Source organism: Streptomyces sp. NPDC058295, assembly GCF_042880655.1.
GTDB lineage: Bacteria > Actinomycetota > Actinomycetes > Streptomycetales > Streptomycetaceae > Streptomyces > Streptomyces coriariae.
Map to the genome: position 1 here is coordinate 213,786 of NZ_JBHVYO010000002.1, position 21,684 is coordinate 235,469.

Annotated in this window: 18 protein-coding genes; 14 read left to right on the forward strand and 4 right to left on the reverse strand. The window is 71.6% G+C overall.

All coding sequences use genetic code 11. The features are described 5' to 3' along the window. The first annotated feature begins 153 nt into the window (after positions 1-153). Genes tkt through ACFVYS_RS03360 form a run of 8 tightly spaced genes read left to right on the forward strand, consistent with a single transcriptional unit; the run spans position 154 to position 10,523 of the window. Positions 154-2,229 carry a transketolase gene (gene tkt, locus ACFVYS_RS03325; protein ID WP_389498368.1) on the forward strand — a complete coding sequence of 692 codons (2,076 nt, stop codon included), beginning with the start codon at positions 154-156 and terminating at the stop codon, positions 2,227-2,229. 19 nt (positions 2,230-2,248) lie between these two features. Next, complete coding sequence (gene tal / locus ACFVYS_RS03330) at positions 2,249-3,394, forward strand: transaldolase (RefSeq protein WP_389498370.1); 1,146 nt, start codon at positions 2,249-2,251, stop codon at positions 3,392-3,394. Next, positions 3,391-4,935, forward strand: coding sequence for a glucose-6-phosphate dehydrogenase (gene zwf / locus ACFVYS_RS03335; protein ID WP_389498372.1), 1,545 nt, complete (start codon positions 3,391-3,393; stop codon positions 4,933-4,935). Before tal ends, zwf begins: the two co-directional genes overlap by 4 nt. Beyond that, positions 4,932-5,867 (forward strand): glucose-6-phosphate dehydrogenase assembly protein OpcA, encoded by a 936-nt coding sequence (gene opcA, locus ACFVYS_RS03340; protein ID WP_385553296.1) that lies wholly within the window; start codon positions 4,932-4,934, stop codon positions 5,865-5,867. Before zwf ends, opcA begins: the two co-directional genes overlap by 4 nt. Further along, on the forward strand, positions 5,860-7,536 hold the full coding sequence (gene pgi, locus ACFVYS_RS03345; protein ID WP_389498374.1) for a glucose-6-phosphate isomerase: 1,677 nt from the start codon (positions 5,860-5,862) through the stop codon (positions 7,534-7,536). Before opcA ends, pgi begins: the two co-directional genes overlap by 8 nt. 18 nt (positions 7,537-7,554) lie before the next feature. Next, positions 7,555-8,436 carry a phosphogluconate dehydrogenase (NAD(+)-dependent, decarboxylating) gene (gene gnd, locus ACFVYS_RS03350; protein ID WP_389498620.1) on the forward strand — a complete coding sequence of 294 codons (882 nt, stop codon included), beginning with the start codon at positions 7,555-7,557 and terminating at the stop codon, positions 8,434-8,436. A gap of 8 nt (positions 8,437-8,444) precedes the next feature. Next, the gene (locus ACFVYS_RS03355; protein WP_389498376.1) at positions 8,445-9,038 is read left to right on the forward strand and encodes a histidine phosphatase family protein; all 594 of its coding nucleotides are present in this window, start codon (positions 8,445-8,447) and stop codon (positions 9,036-9,038) included. A 42-nt stretch (positions 9,039-9,080) separates the two neighbouring features. Then, positions 9,081-10,523: a membrane-associated oxidoreductase gene (locus ACFVYS_RS03360; RefSeq protein ID WP_389498378.1), complete on the forward strand. Its 1,443-nt coding sequence runs from the start codon at positions 9,081-9,083 to the stop codon at positions 10,521-10,523. Position 10,524: 1 nt separating this feature from the next. On the opposite strand, the gene ACFVYS_RS03365 is transcribed toward ACFVYS_RS03360, so the two are convergent. Next, entirely contained in the window at positions 10,525-12,315 is a 1,791-nt protein-coding gene (locus tag ACFVYS_RS03365) for a bifunctional sugar phosphate isomerase/epimerase/4-hydroxyphenylpyruvate dioxygenase family protein (RefSeq protein ID WP_389498621.1), read from the reverse strand. 151 nt (positions 12,316-12,466) lie between these two features. Further along, complete coding sequence (locus tag ACFVYS_RS03370) at positions 12,467-13,363, reverse strand: shikimate dehydrogenase (RefSeq protein ID WP_389498380.1); 897 nt, start codon at positions 13,361-13,363, stop codon at positions 12,467-12,469. A 150-nt stretch (positions 13,364-13,513) separates the two neighbouring features. On the opposite strand from ACFVYS_RS03370, the gene ACFVYS_RS03375 reads away from it, so the two are divergent. Together ACFVYS_RS03375 and ACFVYS_RS03380 are read left to right on the forward strand one after the other, a co-directional pair. Then, entirely contained in the window at positions 13,514-14,185 is a 672-nt protein-coding gene (locus tag ACFVYS_RS03375; RefSeq protein ID WP_389498382.1) for a TetR family transcriptional regulator, read from the forward strand. Positions 14,186-14,504: 319 nt separating this feature from the next. After that, the gene (locus ACFVYS_RS03380) at positions 14,505-15,845 is read left to right on the forward strand and encodes an MFS transporter (protein ID WP_389498384.1); all 1,341 of its coding nucleotides are present in this window, start codon (positions 14,505-14,507) and stop codon (positions 15,843-15,845) included. A gap of 225 nt (positions 15,846-16,070) precedes the next feature. On the opposite strand, the gene ACFVYS_RS03385 is transcribed toward ACFVYS_RS03380, so the two are convergent. After that, complete coding sequence (locus tag ACFVYS_RS03385; RefSeq protein WP_389498386.1) at positions 16,071-16,694, reverse strand: TetR/AcrR family transcriptional regulator; 624 nt, start codon at positions 16,692-16,694, stop codon at positions 16,071-16,073. A 71-nt stretch (positions 16,695-16,765) separates the two neighbouring features. Here ACFVYS_RS03385 and ACFVYS_RS03390 point away from each other — a divergent pair, with 71 nt between their 5' ends. Next, positions 16,766-17,737: an NAD(P)-dependent oxidoreductase gene (locus tag ACFVYS_RS03390; protein ID WP_389498622.1), complete on the forward strand. Its 972-nt coding sequence runs from the start codon at positions 16,766-16,768 to the stop codon at positions 17,735-17,737. Here the strand turns inward: ACFVYS_RS03390 and ACFVYS_RS03395 are convergent. Next, complete coding sequence (locus ACFVYS_RS03395) at positions 17,734-18,183, reverse strand: TIGR03618 family F420-dependent PPOX class oxidoreductase (protein ID WP_389498388.1); 450 nt, start codon at positions 18,181-18,183, stop codon at positions 17,734-17,736. The two genes, ACFVYS_RS03390 and ACFVYS_RS03395, sit on opposite strands and share 4 nt — an antisense overlap. Before the next feature lie 111 nt (positions 18,184-18,294). On the opposite strand from ACFVYS_RS03395, the gene ACFVYS_RS03400 reads away from it, so the two are divergent. The 3 genes from ACFVYS_RS03400 to ACFVYS_RS03410 are packed head-to-tail and all read left to right on the forward strand — an operon-like array spanning position 18,295 to position 21,682. Then, positions 18,295-18,945: a TetR/AcrR family transcriptional regulator gene (locus ACFVYS_RS03400; RefSeq protein ID WP_389498390.1), complete on the forward strand. Its 651-nt coding sequence runs from the start codon at positions 18,295-18,297 to the stop codon at positions 18,943-18,945. A gap of 53 nt (positions 18,946-18,998) precedes the next feature. Then, positions 18,999-20,393 carry an MFS transporter gene (locus ACFVYS_RS03405; RefSeq protein WP_389498623.1) on the forward strand — a complete coding sequence of 465 codons (1,395 nt, stop codon included), beginning with the start codon at positions 18,999-19,001 and terminating at the stop codon, positions 20,391-20,393. A 59-nt stretch (positions 20,394-20,452) separates the two neighbouring features. After that, complete coding sequence (locus ACFVYS_RS03410; RefSeq protein ID WP_389498392.1) at positions 20,453-21,682, forward strand: serine hydrolase domain-containing protein; 1,230 nt, start codon at positions 20,453-20,455, stop codon at positions 21,680-21,682. Positions 21,683-21,684 lie beyond the last annotated feature (2 nt).

Below are 21,684 nucleotides of genomic sequence, written 5' to 3' on the forward strand. Positions count from 1 at the left end.
CCCAGTTGCCGACCCGTGGCGCTCATGTGTCGCCGACGGGTGTCCCACTTTCACCACAGGCTGACACAGGGAGACCTTCCTTCGTAAAAGTCAGACTTTTAGGTTTGAACACAACAGAGCAGATGACCCGCTCCTATCGAGGATTTCTTGAAGATGAGCACGCAGACACCGAACAACTTCGAGTGGACCGAACTTGACCGGCGTGCCGTCGACACCGCACGCCTTCTGGCGGCGGATGCCGTGCAGCAGGTGGGCAACGGGCACCCGGGAACGGCCATGAGCCTGGCGCCGGTCGCGTACACGATCTTTCAGAAGGTGATGCGACACGACCCCGCGGACCCCGAGTGGACGGGCCGTGACCGCTTCGTCCTGTCCCCCGGCCACACCTCGCTGACCCTCTACACCCAGCTCTTCCTCTCCGGCTACGAGCTGGAGCTGGCGGACCTCAAGCGCTTCCGTACGCACGGCTCGAAGACGCCCGGCCATCCCGAGTACGGGCACACCGCCGGTGTGGAGACCACCACCGGACCGCTCGGCCAGGGCGTCGCCAACGCCGTCGGCATGGCGATGGCCGCCCGCTACGAGCGCGGCCTGTTCGACCCCGAAGCGCCGCAGGGCGAGTCGCCGTTCGACCACACCGTCTGGGGCATCGTCTCCGACGGCGACCTGGAGGAGGGCGTCTCCGCCGAGGCCTCCTCGCTCGCCGGCCACCAGAAGCTCGGCAACCTCGTCTTCGTCTACGACGACAACCACATCTCCATCGAGGGCGACACCGCCACCGCCTTCTCCGAGGACGTGCTGAAGCGGTACGAGGCCTACGGCTGGCACACCCAGCGCGTCGAGCCGACCGAGGACGGCGACGTCGACGTCCCCGCCCTGTACGCGGCCCTGAAGACGGCGCAGGCCGAGACCGGGCGCCCCTCGATCATCTCGCTGCGCACGATCATCGCCTGGCCCGCACCGAACGCCCGGAACACCGAGGCCTCCCACGGCTCGGCCCTCGGCGCCGAGGAGATCGCCGCCACCAAGCGTCTCCTCGGCTTCGACCCGGAGCAGAGCTTCGAGGTCTCCGACGATGTCCTCGCGCACACCCGCGCCGCCCTCGACCGGGGCGCCGAGGCCCACGCGGCCTGGGACAAGCAGCTGGAGAAGTGGCGCGGCGCCGACCCCGGGCGTGCCCAGCTGTTCGACCGGGTCCTCGCGGGTCAGCTGCCCGAGGGCTGGGAGGACGCGCTGCCGGTGTTCGAGCCCGGCAAGCCGGTCGCCACCCGCGCCGCCTCCGGCAAGGTGCTCCAGTCGCTCGGGGCGGTCCTGCCCGAGCTGTGGGGCGGCTCCGCCGACCTGGCCGGTTCCAACAACACCACCATCGACAAGACCTCCTCCTTCCTCCCCGAGGGCAACCCGCTGCCCGAGGCGAGCCCGTACGGCCGCACGGTCCACTTCGGTATCCGTGAGTTCTCGATGGCCGCGGAGATGAACGGCATCGCGCTGCACGGCAACACCCGCATCTACGGCGGCACCTTCCTGGTGTTCTCCGACTACATGCGCAACGCCGTCCGGATGTCGGCGCTGATGCAGCTGCCGGTGACCTACGTGTGGACGCACGACTCCGTCGGTCTCGGCGAGGACGGCCCCACCCACCAGCCGGTGGAGCACCTGGCCTCGCTGCGCGCCATCCCGGGCCTGAACGTCGTCCGCCCGGCCGACGCCAACGAGACGGCGATCGCCTGGGCCGAGATCCTGAAGCGGCACGCCACCCGGCCGGCCCCGCACGGTCTGGCCCTCACCCGTCAGGGCGTGCCGACGTACGCGCCGAACCCGGACGCGGCGAAGGGCGGTTACGTCCTGGTGGAGTCCTCGACCGCGACCCCCGAGGTGGTCCTCGTCGCCACCGGCTCCGAGGTGCAGCTCGCCGTCGCCGCGCGCGAGACGCTGGAGGCCGAGGGCATCGGCGTCCGGGTGGTGTCGATGCCGTCCGTGGAGTGGTTCGAGGAGCAGCCGCGCGAGTACCGCGAGCGCGTCCTGCCGCCGTCGGTGCGGGCCCGCGTCGCGGTCGAGGCGGGCATCGGCCTGACCTGGTACCGGTACGTGGGGGACGCCGGACGCATCGTCTCCCTCGAACACTTCGGCGCCTCCGCCGACGCACAGACCCTGTTCGCCGCCTACGGCTTCACCGCCGAGAACGTCGCCGCCGCGGCGAGGGAATCCCTTGCCGCAGCGCGTGGTTGATCCGACCGCCGGAAAGAAGATGATCGAAGTGACCGAAGCAACCGCGACCGCGGGAGCGCTGGACCGCCTGTCGAACGAGGGCGTCTCCATCTGGCTGGACGACCTGTCGCGCAAGCGGATCGCCTCCGGCAACCTCGCCGAACTCGTCGAGACGAAGAACGTCGTCGGCGTCACCACCAACCCGTCCATCTTCCAGGCCGCGATCGGCTCCGGCGAAGGGTACGAGGAGCAGCTCGCCGACCTGGCGGTGCGGGGCGTCACGGTCGACGAGGCCGTACGGATGATGACGACGGCCGACGTGCGGTCCGCAGCCGATATCCTGCACTCTGTATACACGGCGACGGGCGGCCGTGACGGTTGGGTCTCCATCGAGGTCGACCCCCGTCTGGCCCATCACACCGCCGCCACCATCGCCGAGGCCAAGCAGCTCGCCTGGCTCGTCGACCGCCCCAACGTCATGATCAAGATCCCGGCGACACGGGCCGGGCTCCCGGCGATCACCGAGGTCATCGGCCTCGGCATCAGCGTCAACGTCACGCTGATCTTCTCGCTGGAGCGCTACCGCGAGGTCATCGACGCCTATCTGGCCGGCCTGGAGAAGGCCGCCGCCAGGGGCCTGGACCTGTCCACGATCCACTCGGTGGCCTCCTTCTTCGTCTCCCGCGTCGACGCCGAGATCGACAAGCGGCTGACCGTGCTCGGCACCGACGCGGCCCTCGCACTGAAGGGAAGGGCGGCCCTCGCCAACGCGCGGCTGGCCTACGCCGCGTACGAGGAGGTCTTCGCGGGCGACCGCTGGACCGTACTCACCGGCGCCGGGGCGAACAAGCAGCGTCCACTGTGGGCATCCACCGGTGTGAAGGATCCTGCATACAAGGACACGCTGTATGTGGACGATCTGGTCGCACCGGGCACGGTCAACACCATGCCCGAGGCCACGCTGAACGCCACCGCCGACCACGGCGACATCACCGGTGACACGGTCACCGGCGGCTACGCCCGGGCGCGTGCCGACCTCGCCGCCGTCGAGGCGCTCGGCATCTCCTACGACGAGGTCGTCACCCGGTTGGAGGACGAGGGTGTCGCCAAGTTCGCGGTGGCGTGGCAGGACCTTCTGGACGCGGTCACGAAGTCGCTGATGAGCAAGGGAGTTGACGCGGAATGAGCACCAGCAGTCTCGGCGCGGCCTGGGAGAATCCCCTGCGGGACCCTCGCGACCGGCGCCTGCCCCGTATCGCGGGCCCCTCCGGCCTCGTCATCTTCGGCGTCACCGGCGACCTGTCCCGCAAGAAGCTGATGCCGGCGGTCTACGACCTCGCCAACCGCGGTCTGCTCCCGCCGGGCTTCTCGCTCGTCGGCTTCGCCCGCCGCGACTGGGAGGACCAGGACTTCGCACAGGTCGTCCATGACGCGGTGCGCGAGCACTCCCGGACGCCGTTCCGCGAGGAGGTCTGGCAGCAGCTCGCCGAGGGCATGCGGTTCGTCCCCGGCGACTTCGACGACGACACGGCGTTCAAGCAGCTGCGGGACGCCGTCGAGGAGCTGGACTCCTCCCGCGGCACGGGCGGCAACTTCGCCTTCTACCTCTCCGTGCCGCCGAAGTTCTTCCCCAAGGTGGTCGAGCAGCTCAAGAAGCACGGGCTGGCGAAGGGGCCCGAGGGGTCCTGGCGGCGGGCCGTCATCGAGAAGCCCTTCGGGCACGACCTCGCCAGCGCACAGGAACTGAACGCGGTCGTGCACGACGTGTTCGAGCCGGACCAGGTCTTCCGCATCGACCACTACCTGGGCAAGGAGACCGTCCAGAACATCCTGGCGCTGCGCTTCGCCAACACCATGTTCGAGCCGATCTGGAACCGGTCGTACGTCGACCATGTGCAGATCACGATGGCCGAGGACATCGGCATCGGCGGCCGGGCCGGCTACTACGACGGCATCGGCGCCGCCCGTGACGTCATCCAGAACCACCTGCTCCAGCTGATGGCCCTCACGGCCATGGAGGAGCCCGCCGCCTTCGACGCGAACGCGCTGCTCACCGAGAAGCTCAAGGTGCTCAGGGCGGTGAAGCTGCCCGAGGAGCTGGGCAGCCACACCGTGCGGGGCCAGTACGCGGGCGCCTGGCAGGGCGGCGCGAAGGTGCTCGGCTACCTGGAGGAGGACGGCATCGACCCGTCCTCCACGACGGACACGTACGCCGCCGTGAAGCTGAACGTCGACAACCGCCGCTGGGCGGGCGTGCCGTTCTACCTGCGCACCGGCAAGCGCCTCGGCCGCCGGGTCACCGAGATCGCGGTGGTCTTCCAGCGCGCTCCCCACTCCCCCTTCGACTCCACCGCGACCGAGGAGCTCGGCCAGAACGCGATCGTCATCCGCGTCCAGCCGGACGAGGGCATCACGGTCCGCTTCGGCTCCAAGGTGCCGGGCACCTCGATGGAGATCCGGGACGTCACGATGGACTTCGCGTACGGCGAGTCCTTCACGGAGTCCAGCCCGGAGGCGTACGAGCGGCTCATCCTGGACGTGCTGCTCGGCGATGCCAACCTGTTCCCGCGCCACCAGGAAGTGGAAGAGTCCTGGAAGATCCTCGACCCGATCGAGGAGTACTGGGCACGGCACGGCAAGCCCGCGCAGTACGCCTCGGGAAGCTGGGGACCCGAGGAAGCCGACGAGATGCTCGCACGAGACGGACGGAGCTGGCGCAGGCCATGAAGATCGACCTGACCGACACCACGGCAAGCAAGATCAACAAGGCGTTGGTGCGGGGTCGCCGCGCCATCGGCACACCGGCCGTGGGCATGGTCCTGACGATGGTCATCGTCACGGACGAGGAGAACGCCTACGACTCGATCAAGGCGGCCGAGGAGGCCTCGCACGAGCACCCCTCGCGCACCCTGGTCGTCATCAAGCGGCACGCCCGCAGCCCGCGCGACCGCACCACCGCCCGCCTCGACGCCGAGGTACGGGTGGGCGCCGACGCGGGCACCGGCGAGACGGTCATCCTGCGGACGTACGGCGAGGTGTCCGACCACGCCGACTCCGTCGTCCTGCCGCTGCTGCTGCCGGACGCGCCGGTGGTCGTGTGGTGGCCGGTGGACGCGCCGGTGAACCCCGCCAAGGACCCGCTGGGCGCCCTCGCGCAGCGCAGGATCACCGACATGTACGCCGTCGAGCGGCCGCTGGCGGCCCTGGAGGCGCGCGTGAAGTCGTACGCGCCCGGCGACACCGACCTCGCCTGGACCCGGCTCACCCCGTGGCGCTCGATGCTCGCGGCGGCCCTGGACCAGGCCCAGGTGCCGATCACCTCGGCGGCCGTCGAGAGCGAGGCCGACAACCCCAGCGCCGAGCTCCTCGCGCGCTGGCTGGAGGCCCGGCTGAACGTCGTGGTCGACCGGGTCGTCACCGCGGGCCCGGTCGTCACGGCCGTCCGGCTCGGCACCGAGAAGGGCGAGATCGTCATCGACCGCCCCGAGGGCCCGCTCGCCACGCTCACGCTGCCCGGCCAGCCCTCACGCACCCTGGCGCTGAAGGTCCGCGCCACCTCCGAACTCATCGCCGAGGAGCTCAGGCGCCTCGACGCGGACGAGATGTACGCCGTCGCCCTGCGCGGCGAGGGCACCAAGGAGACCCCCTCCCATGTCTGACACCCCCCGGCTCGACCAGCGGCCCGAGTGGACCGCGCTGAAGGACCACCGCGCCCGGTGGCAGACGGACCTGCGGGAGCTGTTCGCGACGGACCCGGAGCGCGCGGAGCGGTACGTGGTGCGCGTCGGCGATCTGCGCATCGACTTCTCCAAGAACCTGGTCACCGACGAGACGCTCGCCCTGCTGCGCGAACTCGCCGCCCCCACCGACGTGTTCGGGCTGCGCGACGCCATGTTCCGCGGTGACAGGATCAACATCACCGAGGACCGCGCGGTGCTGCACACCGCGCTGCGGGCCCCCACGGGCACCGTCGTCGAGGTCGACGGCGAGGACGTCGTCCCCCAGGTCCACGCCGTGCTCGGCAGGATGAGCGGCTTCGCCGAGCGCGTGCGCTCGGGCGAGTGGACCGGTCACACGGGCCGCCGGATCCGCAATGTCGTCAACATCGGCATCGGCGGCTCCGACCTGGGGCCCGCGATGGCGTACGAGGCACTGCGGGCGTACACGGACCGCTCGCTGACCTTCCGGTTCGTCTCCAACGTCGACGGCGCCGATCTCCACGAGGCGCTCCACGGCCTGGATCCCGCCGAGACGCTGTTCATCGTCGCCTCCAAGACCTTCACCACGATCGAGACGATCACCAACGCCACCTCGGCCCGCACCTGGCTCCTGGAGGGGCTGGCGTGTGGGGGCACCTCCCGCTCGAGCGAAGTCGAGAGTGGGGGAGAGAAGGCGGTCGCGAAGCACTTCGTCGCGCTGTCCACGAACGCCGAGAAGGTCGCCGACTTCGGCATCGACACGGCCAACATGTTCGAGTTCTGGGACTGGGTCGGCGGTCGCTACTCCTTCGACTCGGCGATCGGCCTGTCGCTGATGATCGCCATCGGCCCGGCGCGGTTCCGCGAGCTGCTCGACGGGTTCAGGATCGTCGACGACCACTTCCGCACCGCGCCCGCCGAGTCCAACGCCCCGCTGATCCTGGGCCTGTTGGGCATCTGGTACGGCAACTTCTTCGACGCGCAGTCGCACGCCGTGCTCCCCTACAGCCACTACCTTTCGAAGTTCACCGCCTACCTCCAGCAGCTCGACATGGAGTCCAACGGCAAGTCGGTGGACCGCGAGGGCCGGCCCGTGCAGTGGCAGACCGGCCCGGTCGTGTGGGGCACTCCGGGCACCAACGGGCAGCACGCCTACTACCAGTTGATCCACCAGGGCACGAAGCTGATCCCGGCCGACCTGATCGGCTTCGCCCGTCCCCTCGACGAGCTGAGCGACGAACTCAAGGCGCAGCACGACCTGTTGATGGCCAACCTGTTCGCGCAGGGACAGGCCCTCGCCTTCGGCAAGACCGCCGAGGAGGTCCGGTCGGAGGGCGTGCCGGAGGAGCAGGTGCCGCACCGCACCTTCCAGGGCAACCACCCCACCACCACGATCCTCAGCCCCGAGCTGACCCCGTCGGTGCTCGGTCAGCTCATCGCCCTCTATGAGCACAAGGTGTTCGTGCAGGGCGCCGTGTGGGACATCGACTCCTTCGACCAGTGGGGCGTGGAGCTCGGCAAGGTGCTGGCCAAGCGCGTCGAACCCGCCCTCACCGAGGGCGCCGAGGTCCCCGGCCTCGATCCCTCCACCGCCGCTCTCGTCGCCGCCTACCGCGAACTCAGGAAGTAGTGAACTGACATGACATCGATGCAGCTGGGCCTGATCGGTCTCGGCAAGATGGGCGGCAACATGCGCGAGCGCATCCGCCGCGCCGGCCACACCGTCATCGGTTACGACCGCAACCCCGAGGTCTCCGACGTCAGTGGTCTCGCCGAACTCGTCGACAAGCTCGAAGCGCCGCGCACCGTCTGGGTGATGGTCCCGGCCGGCGCGGCCACCCAGTCCGTCATCGACGAGCTCGGCGGCCTTCTCCAGTCCGGCGACACGGTCGTCGACGGCGGCAACTCCCGCTGGACGGACGACGAGAAGCACGCCGAGGAGCTCGGCGCCAAGGGCATCGGCTTCGTCGACGCCGGGGTGTCCGGCGGCGTCTGGGGCCTGCAGAACGGTTACGCCCTGATGGTCGGCGGCGAAGCCGAGCACGTCGCCAGGGTGCAGCCGATCTTCGACGCGCTCAAGCCGGAGGGCCCGTACGGCTATGTCCACGCGGGCAAGGTGGGCGCCGGGCACTTCTCGAAGATGGTCCACAACGGCATCGAGTACGCCATGATGCAGGCGTACGCCGAGGGCTGGGAGCTCCTCGAGAAGGTGGACTCCGTGGAGAACGTGCGCGAGGTCTTCCGGTCCTGGCAGGAGGGCACGGTCATCCGGTCCTGGCTGCTCGACCTGGCCGTCAACGCCCTGGACGAGGACGTGCACCTCGACAAGCTGCGCGGCTACGCGGAGGACTCCGGCGAGGGCCGCTGGACGGTCGAGGCCGCCATCGACAACGCCGTGCCGCTGCCCGCCATCACGGCGTCCCTCTTCGCGCGGTTCGCCTCCCGCCAGGAGGACTCGCCGCAGATGAAGATGATCGCGGCGCTGCGCAACCAGTTCGGCGGCCACGCCGTCGAGTCGGCGAAGAAGTAGGCCCGGCCGTGGGGGATCTGCTGCTGGTCCGCCACGGGGAGACGGAGTGGAGCGTGTCGGGACAGCACACCAGCTTCACCGACCTGCCCCTCACCGAGCACGGTGAGGAACAGGCCAAGGCGCTCGCTCCGCTGCTCTCCGGCCGGACCCTCTCGCTCGCGCTGACCAGCCCGCTGCACCGCGCGATACGCACCGCCGAACTCGCCGGCGTCACCGGCGCCCTGCCCGAACCCGGCCTGCACGAATGGGACTACGGCGGCTACGAGGGCGTCACCACCGACGAGATACACCGCACCCGCCCCACCTGGGACCTGTGGACCGACGGCGTGCCGCCCGGCCCGGACGGCCGCCCCGGCGAGTCGCCCGAGGAGATCGGTCGGCGCGCCGACCGGGTGCTGGCCCGGGTGGACACCGCGCTGGCCCGCGACGACGGCGACGTCGTCCTCGTCGCCCACTCCCATTTCCTGCGGGTGCTGACGGCCCGTCGGCTCGGACTGCCGCCCGCCGAAGGACGTTTGTTCCAGCTGGCCACGGCCACCATGAGCCGTCTGTCGACGGAACACGGGCGGCCCGTGATCGCCGAATGGAACGTACGGGCATAGCCGGTTGACACCGCTCGGCAAGGCCCGCCAGAGTCGCGGCTGATGGAGATCAACGATCTGACACCGGCCGAACAGCGACTTTGGCGGGCCTTCGCCACGGGGGCGGCCGTGGACTTCCGCACCCAGGGCGACGAGGACGGCCCCGAACGCAGCGTACGGGCGGCCGTGTTGCGGGCTCTGCTCCTCAACGGCCCCCGTGAACCGGGGGAGATAGCCGCCCTCAAAGTCGTCGGCGCGCGCGTCACCGGTCTCCTCGACCTGCGGCAAGCGGTCGTCGACAGCATGTTCCGCCTGGTCCACTGCCGCTTCGACGAGGCTCCGCGGCTGGTCGGCGCCCAGCTCAACTACGTCAGCCTGCGCGACTCCGAGCTGCCCGGCCTGGACGCGTCGCACGCTCGGATCGACGGGGGGCTACGGCTGACCCGCTGCCGTATCCGCGGCCCGGTGCATCTCAGCAGAGCGCAGATCTCGGGCGCGTTGTACCTTGACGGGGCCGAGGTCACCGCGACGGACCCCGCACAGCCCGTCCTCCAGCTCAACCAGGTCTCCATCGACGACGACCTCTGCGCCCGCGGGCTGCGCACCCAGGGCCTGATCCGGCTCGACGGCGCCTCCGTCACCGGCTCGATCGACCTGGAGGACGCCGAACTGACCAACCCCGGCGCTCATGTGCTGAACGCGGAGTCCCTCGACGTGGGGGCCAACCTGCTGGGCCGGCGGCTGCGCGCCCACGGCCGGATCGATCTGCGCGGCTCCCGCATCCCCGGCCGGGTGGACCTGCTGCGCACCTCGCTGTCCAACCCGGGCGGCACCGCGCTGCGGGCCAGCAGCTGTGTCATCGGGGAGCTGTGGCTGCGCGAGGGCCCTCCGATCGAGGGCCGGCTCAATCTGCGGCGCGCCGAGGTGGGCCAGCTCCAGCTGGAGCCGGAGATGCTGCCCGACCAGGTCCGGCTGCTGGATCTCACCTACACCTTCCTCACCCCGCACGAGCCCGCCGAACGGCGGCTGCCGATGCTGGAACGCGACGACGGCGCGTTCGACCCGCACGCCTACGAGCAGTTGACCGCCGCCTACCGCCGCACCGGCGACGACCGCGCGGCCCGGGTGGTGCAGCTGGCCAAGCAGCGCCGGCATCGCGGCACCCTGCCCTGGTACGGCCGGGTGTGGGGCCATCTCCAGGACGCGGCCGTCGGCTACGGGTTCCGCCCGCTGCGCGCGGCCGTCTGGCTGCTGTCCCTGCTGGCGGTCGGCTCGATCACGTATGCCGGGCACCACCCGCCCCCGCTGAAGGCGGGTGAGGCACCCGAATTCAACCCGGTCTTCTACACCCTCGACCTGCTGCTGCCCGTGATCTCCTTCGGGCAGGAGAGCGCGTTCGCGCCGAGGGACGGGTACCAGACGCTGTCGTACGTCCTCATCGTGACCGGTTGGATCCTGGCCACGACGGTCGCCGCCGGTGTGACCAGGACGGTCAGCCGGCAGTAGGTCAGCGCGCGGCGTGCTGGGCGGCCAGCCGCACCGGCGCGTTGGCGGCGCCGTACCCCTGGTAGCCGCCGTCGCGCTGGACGAGCTCGAAGAAGACCCGGCCGACGGTGTGCGTGTAGCAGTGCCGGAAGGCGCCGTGCGCGTCGCGGTCGTAGAGGATGCCGAGATCGCGGTAGGTGTCCAGCTCGCCGCTCTCAAACTCGAAGCGGGCCGCGAGGTCGTCGTAGTAGTTCGCCGGGATGGGCAGCAGGCGTCCGCCGGCCTCGGTGAACCGGCGGGCCGCGGCGACCACGTCGTCGGTGGCCAGCGCGATGTGCCGGGCGTGCGCGGTGTCGTCGCCGGGGGCCGCGCCGACGGTGAGCGGGAAGCGGACGCTGCCGTCGGCGTTGGTGACGGCGCGGCTGCGCAGCAGCCCGTAGGGGTCGGCGACGTCGACGCTCTCCTGGGCGTCGAGGCCCAGGACACCGCGGTGGAAGAGCACCGCCTCGTCGAAGTGGTGCCAGGGCTGGGTGAGCGCCACGTGGTCGATACGGACGGCGTCCGAGGCGGCCGGGGGGTGCGGTACGTCCGCGAAGTCGGCGCGCCAGTTGGGGAGTTCGGGACGGTTCGTCGCGCACAGGAAGAGTTCCGTGCCGTCGGGGGCGGCGACGGCGTCGAGCGGGGCGTCCTCGGCGGCGCGACGGCGCGGCAGGACGGGGGCGAGCAGCGCCTCGGCGCGGCGGGCGGCCGCCGCGGGGTCCGGGGACTCCAGGCCGAGCGCGGTGAGGGTGGTGCCGTCGCGCCGGGCCGCCGGACCGGTGTTGACCAGGACGCGGGCCTCGCCCTGCTCCCACAGCTCGACCGGTTTGCCGCGGTGCCGGGCGGTGCGGGCGAAGCCGAGGCCGGTGAGGAGGGCGGCGACGGGTTCGGCGTCGTGGGTGACCAGTTCGGCGAAGGCCACCCCGGTGGGGGCGGCGGGCGCGGGCAGGGCCCGGATGCCGGCCTCCTCCTGGAGGATCAGCAGGGAGCGGCGGGCGTCCACGGCGGTCGGGCCGGCCTCGGCCTGCCGGAAGACGTCGTTGAAGACCTCGAGCGAGAGTGGTCCGTCGTAACCGGTACGCAGAACGTGTTTCACCAGGCCTGCGACGTCGAAGCCGCCCTGCCCGGGGAAGCAGCGGTGGTGGCGGCTCCACTGGAGGACGTCCATGCCGAGCAGCGGGGCGTCGGCCAGCTGGAGGAAGAAGATCTTCTCGCCGGGGATGTCCTCGATGCCTTCGAGGTCCTTCGGATCGGAGTTCCGGGACAGGATGTGGAAACTGTCCAGGCAGGTGCCGAGCGCGGGGTGGCCGGCCGCCTCGACGATCCGCCAGGCGTGGTCGTAGGTGCTGACGTGCCGTCCCCAGGCGAGCGCCTCGTAGGCGACGCGAATGCCGAAGTCCTCCGCCAGGCCCGCCAGTTCGCTCAGCTGCCCGGCGGCGAGCGCGTCGTCGTCGGCCGCGAGCGGGGAGACGCTGGAGCAGACCAGGACGGTGTCCGCGCCGAGCCTGTCCATCAGCTCGAACTTGTGCCGGGCGCGGCGCAGGTTGCGCGCGAACTCCTCGGCCGGCACCGCCTCTACGTCCCGCATCGGCTGGTAGAGGTCGATGCTCAGGCCGAGGTCGGCGCAGCGGGCGCGGATCTCCTCCGGCGTGAGGGGACTCGCGAGCAGGTCGTTCTCGAAGATCTCGACGCCGTCGAAACCGGCCCGAGCGGCGGCCGTGAGCTTCTCGGTGAGGGATCCGCTGAGGGAGACGGTGGCGATCGACGTACGCACGGTCATGCTCCTTCGAGGGCTGTGCCGCGACCCGTCGGGGGCGCGGGGCGGGACATCCTGCGGCCGAGCCGCTTGGGCGCGGCGGCCGCGGACGGCCCGGGGCTGTCATGGGGTGTGGCCCGCGGCCGTCGTACGGAACAGCCCGCGGCCGTCATACCGCATGGCCCGCCGAGTGCTCCGCACCACGGGCCAGCTCCGCGAAGTCGGCCAGCATGCCGACGCTGTCCGGCTCGCGGCCGGTGAACAGCCGGAAGGCGTCCACGGCCTGGAAGACGGCCATGCCGCCCCCGTCCAGAGTGGCGCAGCCGACCGCGCGCGCGGTGCGCAGCAGCTCGGTCTCCAGCGGACGGTAGACGACCTCGGCGACCCACAGGTCGGGGCGCAGCAGCCCGGCCGGGAAGGGCAGGCCGGGGTGGGCGGCCATGCCGGTGGGGGTGGCGTGTACGACGCCGTCGGCCCTGGCGAGCAGATCGGCCAGCAGGTCGGGCCCCGCGGCCGCGGCCCGGCCGGGTCCGAAGTGCCGGTCGAGGGAACCGGCGAGATCCGCGGCCCGGTCGGCCAGCGCGTCCACGACGGTGACCTGGCCGGCGCCCAGCGTGAGGGTGGCGTGCGCGACGGCGGCGCCCGCCCCTCCGGCGCCCACCTGCACCACCCGCTCCAGCGGCACGTCGGGCAGACCACGCGCGAAGGAGGCGGCGAAACCGGTGACGTCGGTGTTGTGGCCGATGGCCCGGCCGTCCTCGAAGACCACGGTGTTGACCGCGCCGAGCGCCTCGGCCTGCGGCGCGAGCGCGTCGAGGTGCGGGATGACCAGCTGCTTGCACGGGTGCGTGATGTTGAGCCCGTCGAAACCGAGGTCACGGGCGGCGCGCACCAGGTCGCCCACCGCCTCGGGCCCCAGACCCAGCACGTCGACGTCGATGAGCCGGTACAGGTACCGCAGACCCTGCCGGTCGGCCTCCCGCTCGTGCAGCGCCGGGCTGAGGGACGGTCCGATGCCGGAGCCGATCAGTCCGACGAGATACGAGTCCTTGAAGACGACGGCCACGGCGGACCTCCTGATCGGCTGGCTAATGTACGAACTGGTGAGTTAGTCATAACACCAAGGCGGACTCCGAGGGAAGCCCTCTCACGTCACGGGACGGGGAGGGGCTTCTAGAATCTCGACACTGCACCCACGCCGCCCGAAGGAACCTGGATGACCAGCGTCGACGAACCGGCACGACCCCACGGCAACGGGCGCCTGCGCGACGCCGCCCGGACCCGCGCCGAGATCCTCGACGTGGCGACGCTGGAGTTCGCCCGGGTCGGCTACGCCGGGGCCCGGGTCGACGACATCGCCGCCCGCACCAGCACGACCAAGCGGATGATCTACTACTACTTCGGCGGCAAGGAACGGCTCTTCACCGCCGTCCTGGAGCGGGCGTACGGGGTGATCCGCGAGGCCGAGCAGCAGCTCGACGTCGAGCACCTCGACCCGGTCGCGGCGATCCGCCGGCTGGCGGAGCTGACCTTCGACCACCACGAGCAGCACCCCGACTTCATCCGCCTGGTGAGCATCGAGAACATCCACGAGGCCGAGCACATCGCCGCCTCCGAGAAGCTCGGGCGGATCGGCTCCCCCGCGCTCGACGTGATCGGCCGCATCCTGGCCTCCGGCCGGGAGTCCGGCCTGTTCACGGCCGAGGTGGACGCCGTGGACCTGCACGCGATGATCAGCTCCTTCTGCTTCTTCCGGGTGGCCAACCGGCACACGTTCGGCGCCCTGTTCGGCCGCGACCTGGTGGACCCGGCCCAGCGGGAGCATTACCGGGCCATGCTCGGCGACATGGTGATCGCCTATCTGACGGCGGAGCGCACGGCGGACTGACCGGGCGGCCGATCGGGCGGGCCGGCTCGAGGGGCCGGCTCGACCGGCGGTGCGGCAGGCCGGCCGGAGGGGCCGAGCGGCGCCGAGCAGGCGGACCGTCCTGGTGGAACGACGCGGCACCTCCGTCGAAGATCCTTCGGCGCCGCCTATTGACAGCGGAGAAACATCAGCGCAACATCCGTAGCCATCCGCTACTAACTACCCAGTGGGTTAATTAGCCGGGCACGCACCCGGCGCAGCCGCCCCGCACCCCAGGGAACCGGCCCTACTCCCCTTGTCTCACTCCACGTACGTTGGAGTTCCCTCGAAGGAGCACGCCGTGTCCGTCCCCGCCGCACCTCCCGGCCAGCCGAGGAAAGCCGCCATGGCGGCCTGGATCGGCAGCGCTCTGGAGTACTACGACTTCTTCATCTACGGCAGCGCGGCAGCACTGATCTTCCCGAAGGTCTTCTTCGACGAGTCCGACCCGGCCACCGCGACCCTGCTGTCGCTGGCCACCTTCGGTGTCGCCTACGCGGCCCGGCCCGTCGGCGCGCTCTTCCTCGGCCACTTCGGCGACCGCGTGGGCCGCAAGAAGATCATGGTCTTCACGCTCATCCTGATGGGCGTCTCGACGTTCCTCATCGGCTGCCTGCCCACCCGCGCGCAGGTCGGCACGCTCGCGCCCGTCCTGCTGGTGCTGTGCCGCGTCCTCCAGGGCATCTCCGCGGCCGGGGAACAGGCCAGCGCGAACTCGATGACGCTGGAACACGCGCCGTCGGAGCGGCGGGGCTTCTTCACCAGTTTCACCCTCAGCGGCACCCAGGGCGGTCAGCTCCTCGCCACGCTCGTCTTCATCCCGATCGCGGCCCTCCCCGAGAAGCAACTGCTGTCCTGGGGCTGGCGGGTCCCGTTCTGGCTGAGCATCGCGGTCGCCGTCGTCGGCTACGTCATCCGCCGCAAGCTGGAGGAGACCCCGGCCTTCGCCGCCCAGCAGGCCACCGGCGAGGTCGTCAAGCTGCCGCTGGCGGTACTGATGCGCGACCACTGGGCGGACGTCCTGCGGGTGGTCGCGGGCGCGCTCGTCGCCTCGGTCAGCACCATCTTCACGGTGTGGGCGTTGGCTTATGCCACCAGCGACTCGGTCGGGATGAGCCGCACCTCCATGCTGTGGGTGGGCGCGCTGGCCAACGTGGTCGCGCTGGCGGCCATCCCGGCCTGGGCCACGCTCTCCGACCGCGTCGGCCGCCGTCCGGTGTTCCTGATCGGCGCGGCCGGCAGCGCGGTGATGATGTTCGCCTACCTGTGGGCGATCTCCACCGGCTCCTACCCGCTGATCATGCTGCTGGGTATCGCCACCTTCGGCGTGGTCTACAGCGCCGCGAACGGCGTGTGGCCCTCCTTCTACGGTGAGATGTTCTCCACCCGTGTCCGCCTGTCCGGCATGGCGATCGGCACCCAGATCGGCTTCGCGGTGGCCGGCTTCGCGGTCACCTTCGCCGCCCAGATCGCGGGCCCGGACGGCGACGGCTGGTCCTCGGTGGCCCTCTTCACGGCGGCGCTGTGCGTCCCGCCGGTGATCGCGGCCCTGTCGGCCCGGGAGACCGCGAAGATCCCGACGGAGCAGCTGGGCGAGCGGGGCGCGCGAAAGGCGTCACAGCCGGAAACGGTTACCGCCTGATCCCGGGTCCGCCCCGGGCCCGCTCCGGGTACTCCGTGACGTCGTAACTCCCCGAAATCCGTGACGGCGCATCTCTGAAACGGGATTTCCGTGGCTCCCGTTTCCGCGCCTCCCGAGCCCCCGGCCGGCTTCTCGGCGCCGGGGGCTCGGCGGCCGTGCGGGCCGGCGGGGCAGGGTGACGGGTGGGGGGGCGGACGGGCAGGAGCGGACGGGCAGGGGTGACGCTCACCCCTGGGAAACGCCGGGAACAGCCCGCTCGACGGCCGCGTCCAGCAGTGGAGCCAGCTCCGTCGCGACCGTCGTCAGCGCCCGGACGTCCCGTTCCGCCCGGGCGATCAGGATCGCCCCCTCCAGGGCGCTGATCATGAGGGTGGCGAGTGCGCCGGCCCGGGCCGCCGGGACGCCCATGCCGGTCAGAGCCTCGGCGACCGGGCCGGTCCAGCTGGCGAACGCGGCGGCCGCGGCCTCCCGGGTGGCGTCGCCGGAGGCCGCGCAGTCGACGGTCGCGGCGGCGACGGGACACCCGGCGGCGAACCCGGACGCCGCGTACTCGTCCGTCCACTGGCGCACCATCGCGGCGAAGAGCCCGGCGGGAGTCGGCGCGCCGGCCCGGGCCGACTCGTCCAGGAATCGGGCCACGCGTCTGCCGGCGTAGCGGCCCGCCCAGTCCACGGCCTCGTTGACGAGCTGCTGCTTGCCACCCGGGAAGTAGTGCTGGAGCGAGCCCCGGGGCGCACCGGCGTGGACGGCGACCTCCCGCATTCCGGTCGCGCCGACTCCGTCGCGGCGGATGAGCTGGGCCGCGCTGAAGACCATCCGCTCACGGGGTCCGCGTTCGGGCACCGGCATGGTCGGCCTCCTCCGGGCTGGCGCACTCGCCGAATCCTGTGAAAGGGGAATCCTATGACCGCCGTCATAGGATTCGCTACTATGACCGCGGTCATAGGACACAGGGAAAGGCGGCCGTCGTGCGGGTCGGATTCATCGGTCTGGGCGTGATGGGCCACCCCATGGCGCTGCGGCTGGCCCGCGCCGGGACACCCCTCGTGGTGTGGAACCGTTCGACGGCCCCCGCCGAGGCGCTGCGGGCGGCCGGCGCCGAAGTCGCGGCGGACCCCGCCGGGGTGTTCGCCCGCGCCGACGTCGTGATCCTCATGCTGGCCGACGAGTCCGCCGTCGACACCGTCCTCGGCCGCGGCACCCCGGACTTCGGCCCGTTGGTCACCGGACGCGTGGTCGTCACCATGGGCACGACCTCGCCCGAGTACTCGGGCGCACTGGAGGCGGACGTGCTCGCGGCGGGTGGCCGCTACGTCGAGGCGCCCGTGTCCGGCTCACGGGTCCCGGCCGAGCAGGGCCGGCTGGTGGCGATGCTCGCCGGTGCGGACGAGGCCGTGGACACCGTACGGCCGCTGCTCGCCCCCCTGTGTCACGAGACGTTCCGCTGCGGCCCGGCGCCCGGCGCGCTGCTGATGAAGCTCGCGGTGAACCTGTTCCTGATCACGCAGGTGACCGGCCTCACCGAGGCATTCCACTTCGCGGAGCGGCAGGGGCTGGACCGGCGGCTGTTCCTGGACGTCGTGGCGGCCGGCCCCCTGGCGAGCGGCGTCTCGCGGATGAAGGCGCCCAAGCTGCTGACGGGCGACTTCGCGGTGCAGGCCGCCGCGCTGGACGTCCTGAAGAACAACCGCCTCATCGCCGACGCCGCACGCGCGTCCGGCCTGGCCTCCCCGCTCCTCGACACCTGTCACACCCTGTTCGAGGAGACCGTGGCGCTGGGCCACGCGGGCGCGGACATGGTCGCCGTCCTGCACGCCCTGGAAGCCCGAAGCGACGCCTACGACGACGGCAACGGCGAAGGCGGCAACGGCGGCAACAGGCCTACCGGCTAACCGTCGTTGGTGCCCTTGGGGATGCCGTACGCCCGCTCCACCCGGAGGCGCAGCACCAGGCGGCGGTCGCGGACCATGGCGGCGCGGTAGTCGTCCCAGTCGGGATGCTCGCCCACCAGGTCGCGGTAGAGGCGGACCAGTTCCTCCACGGTGGCGTCGTAGGGGTCCTTCGCGACCGCCGAGAGGTCGGCGGTGCCCTCGGCGACCGTGTAGGCGCGCCGGTCGGACGCCGTGACGTGGTACGACGCCCGGGGGTCGCGCCGCAGGTTGCGGGTCTTGGCGCGGTCGTCCGTGACGGAGATCCGGATGACGCCCTCGTCCGGGTAGTAGCGGTGGCTGACGTTCGACAACTGGGGGCGGCCGTCGCGCTTGAGGGTGACCAGTACCCCACCGCGGCCCTCGGAGAGCAGTGCGAGCAGCGCGTTCTGCGTCGTGTCCTGAGTCATGTCGACACAACCGGCGGCGCCCCGCACCGCATTCCCCCCGACCGCATTTCCCCCGCCGCGATCCACCGTGAGTGAGTAGACACTGTCTACGTCACCTGGTAGACAGTGTCTATGAGCGACCCCGAAACGCCGCACCCCGAAACGCCGCACCCCGAAGAGTCGGACTCCGCAAGGTCGGCCTCCGAAACGCCGGACCCCGATCTGCGGACCCGTCTCGTCGACGTCGGCGTGGACCTGGTCTCCCAGGAGGGCGCCGGAGCGCTCACCCTGCGGGAGATCGCACGCCGGGCCGGCGTCTCGCACGGTGCGCCGCGCCGCTACTTCCCCACCCATCTGGAGCTGCTGTCGGCCATCGCCCACCGCGGCTTCGCCCAGCTGGGCGCCCGGGTGAGGACGACCCTCGGCGACGGCACCGCCGACCCTCGCGATCAGCTCACCGAACTGGCGGGCACCTACCTGGAGTTCGCGCTGCACAGCCCAGGCATGTACGAGCTGATGTTCCGTCACGACTTGTTGGAGAGCGGTCACTTGCGGCTGCGGGACACCAGCCTGCCCCTGTTCGGCGTCCTGGTGGACCTGGTCGGCCGGGTCCGGCCCGACGGTGACGCCCGGTCGGTCGCCGGCGCGCTGTGGGCGAACCTGCACGGCATCGCCCAGCTCTGGCGCTGGGGAAGTCTCCAACTCGCCACGGGCAGCGATGACTTCGTGCCCCTTCTACGAACGGCCCTGGACGCGCATCTCGGGCCGGAGGCCGACCGGTGAAGCGTTCCCGCCCCTCCCTGCCCCTCACGCTGGCGAGCAGCGTGGCCGGCGCGATGGTGGTCGCCCTGGACGGCACCGTGCTCACCGTCGCCCAGCCCACCCTGCGCCGTGACCTGGGCGCCTCCTTCACCCAGGTCCAGTGGACCAGCACCGGGTATCTCGTCGCGGTGGCGGGCCTGTTGGTGTTCGCCGGGCGGCTCGGGGACCGTTACGGACACCGGCGCACCTTCGCCCTCGGCATGCTCGGCTTCGGCGCCGCCTCGGCGGGCATCGCACTGGCGTCGGACATCGGCTGGGTGATCGGGCTGCGGGTCGTGCAGGGGATCTTCGGAGCGCTGTTGCAGCCGGCCACACTGGGGATGCTGCGGGCCGCCTACCCGCCCGAGCGGCTGCGGACGCCGATCGCCGTGCGCACCGCGTCCATCGGGGTGGCCGCGGCGGCCGGACCTGTGGTGGGCGGCGCGCTGGCCACCGAGTTCGGCTGGCGGGCCGTGTTCCTCCTCAACATCGTGCCCGCGCTGGTGTTCGGCCTGCTGGCCCTCGCCTCCCGGGACCGCCGGGACGGTCGGGGCCGTCCGGGTCCCGCCGCCGGCGTCCCGCTCGACCTGCCCGGCGCCCTGCTGCTCGCCGTGGCCCTGGCCTGCCTGGTGCACACCCTTGTCACCCTCCCCGGCGTGACGTGGTCGGCGCCGGTCGCCCTCCTCGCCGGCGCCGCCTTCCTACGGCACGAGCGCCGGACGGACTCCCCGCTGCTGCCACCGGAGGTCGTGGCCTCCCGGGCGGTGGGCGGGGCGCTCGGCGTGCTCGTCATCGCGTCCGCGGCCCTCAACGGCGGACTGCTGACCTGCGTCTACGTACTCCAGGACGACCTGGGACTGACCCCGCTGCGCAGCGCGCTGCTCAGCCTCCCGCTGGCCGCGCTGCTGGTGGCCGCCGCCCCCACCTCCGCCGTCCTGCTGCGCCGGTCAGGCGCCCGGGCCACGGTCGCCGGAGCGATGGTCGTCCTCGCCGCCGGTCTCCTCGTCCTCGCCCGGGCCTCGGCGCCGGTCGCTCTCTGCGCCGGGTTCGCGCTGGTGGGCGCCGGGTTCGGCACCGTGATGGTCGCGGCGACCCATGTCGTCGTACGGCAGGCCCCCGCGGAGTCGGCCGGGGTGGCCGGCGGACTGCAGCAGACCGCGATGAACGTCGGGCCGGTGCTGGGGGTGGCTTCGGCGACCGTACTCATGGACCTCGGGGCGACGCGCTCACCCCTGGTCGTACTGGCGTTCGTGGCCGCGGCGGCGCTACCGGTCTGCCGGGCGCTGCCGGGCGGTTCGCGGACCGTGCCGGCCACCCCTCCCGTCGGGCCTCCCCCAGGTGCCCCGGCTGGCGGAAGCGACGCAACGCACACCGATCACGGCGCCGAAAGGGGTCCGCACACGCGTTCCCTACGCGACCATGAGGTCTGAGGTCGTCCGGGCGGGGTAGGCCGGGACCGCACCTTGAACAAGCGCACCGGAGGAAAACCATGGCACTGCTGCGGCAAGAGGTCGACCCGAGCGAGGTCGGGCTGGACGCGAAGGCGCTGGACCGGCTCGACCAGCACATCGCGCACTTCGTCGACGAGGGGCGCCTGCCCGGGTTCCTCGTGTCCGTCTCCCGCGGCGGCCGGGTCGCCCACCTCACCGCGCACGGCCACCGTGACATCGCCGCCGGACTGCCGGTCGAGGCCGACACCCTCTACCGGATCTACTCGATGACCAAGCCGGTCACCTCGGTCGCCGCACTGATACTGGTCGAGGAGGGCCGGCTGCGCCTCGACGACCCGGTCGCCGACCACCTCCCGGCCTTCGCCGACCAGCGGGTGTACGTGGAGGGCTCGGGCGCCGGCCTCACCACCCGCCCGGTCGGGCAGCCCCTGCTGGTGAAGCACCTGATGACCCACACCGCGGGCCTGACCTTCGCCTTCTACCACTGCCACCCCGTCGACGCCCTGTACCGCGAGGCCGGTCTGGAGTCGGCGGTGCTGCCGGGCTCGGACCTGGCCGGGACGGTGGAGGCGTACGCGCGGCTGCCGCTCCAGTTCGAGCCGGGCACGCAGTGGAACTACTCGGTGGCGACCAACGTCCTGGGCCGGATCATCGAGGTCGTCTCCGGCCGGCCGCTGGACGAGTTCATCGCCGACCGGATCTTCCGCCCGCTCGGCATGCCGGACGCCGGCTTCCAGGTCACGGACGAACAGGCCGGCCGACTGGCGGAGCTGTACAGCGACGCCGACAGCGGGGGGATCGAGCGGATCCCGGGCCTGCCGCTGTTCGGCCGCCCCCGCTTCCTGTCGGGCAGCGGCGGTATGGTGGCGACCGCATACGATATCCACCGTTTCAGTGAGCTGCTGCGCCGCCGCGGCGAGCTCGACGGCGTACGCCTGCTTCGGCCCGAGACGGTCGACCTGATGACCCGCAACCACCTCCCCGGCGGCGCCGACCTGCGTACCTTCGGCAGCCGCCCCGCCCACGACGAACCCGGCAACGACGGCGTGGGCTTCGGTCTCGGGGTCTCCGTGGTGACCGACCCGAGCCGCACCCAGGCACCCTCCGGGCTCGGTACCTACGGCTGGAGCGGTGTCGCCACGACCACCTTCTGGGTCGACCCGAGCCGCGATCTGAGTGTCCAGTTCCTGACCCAGCTGAGGCCGCGGAAGTCTCTGAAGCTCTACCCCGAGCTCAAGCGGCTGGTGCACGACGCGATCAACGACTGACC

Excerpts from the sequence above, each read along its gene's own strand:
- ACFVYS_RS03395 (WP_389498388.1), bottom strand. The coding sequence starts at position 18,183 with ATGACTCAGGACACGACGCAGAACGCGCTGCTCGCACTGCTCTCCGAG.
- ACFVYS_RS03410 (WP_389498392.1), top strand. The coding sequence starts at position 20,453 with ATGGCACTGCTGCGGCAAGAGGTCGACCCGAGCGAGGTCGGGCTGGAC.
- tal (WP_389498370.1), top strand. The coding sequence starts at position 2,249 with ATGATCGAAGTGACCGAAGCAACCGCGACCGCGGGAGCGCTGGACCGC.
- pgi (WP_389498374.1), top strand. The coding sequence starts at position 5,860 with ATGTCTGACACCCCCCGGCTCGACCAGCGGCCCGAGTGGACCGCGCTG.
- ACFVYS_RS03385 (WP_389498386.1), bottom strand. The coding sequence starts at position 16,694 with ATGCCGGTGCCCGAACGCGGACCCCGTGAGCGGATGGTCTTCAGCGCG.
- tkt (WP_389498368.1), top strand. The coding sequence starts at position 154 with ATGAGCACGCAGACACCGAACAACTTCGAGTGGACCGAACTTGACCGG.
- opcA (WP_385553296.1), top strand. The coding sequence starts at position 4,932 with ATGAAGATCGACCTGACCGACACCACGGCAAGCAAGATCAACAAGGCG.
- ACFVYS_RS03405 (WP_389498623.1), top strand. The coding sequence starts at position 18,999 with ATGGTGGTCGCCCTGGACGGCACCGTGCTCACCGTCGCCCAGCCCACC.
- ACFVYS_RS03375 (WP_389498382.1), top strand. The coding sequence starts at position 13,514 with ATGACCAGCGTCGACGAACCGGCACGACCCCACGGCAACGGGCGCCTG.
- zwf (WP_389498372.1), top strand. The coding sequence starts at position 3,391 with ATGAGCACCAGCAGTCTCGGCGCGGCCTGGGAGAATCCCCTGCGGGAC.
- gnd (WP_389498620.1), top strand. The coding sequence starts at position 7,555 with ATGCAGCTGGGCCTGATCGGTCTCGGCAAGATGGGCGGCAACATGCGC.
- ACFVYS_RS03400 (WP_389498390.1), top strand. The coding sequence starts at position 18,295 with ATGAGCGACCCCGAAACGCCGCACCCCGAAACGCCGCACCCCGAAGAG.
- ACFVYS_RS03360 (WP_389498378.1), top strand. The coding sequence starts at position 9,081 with ATGGAGATCAACGATCTGACACCGGCCGAACAGCGACTTTGGCGGGCC.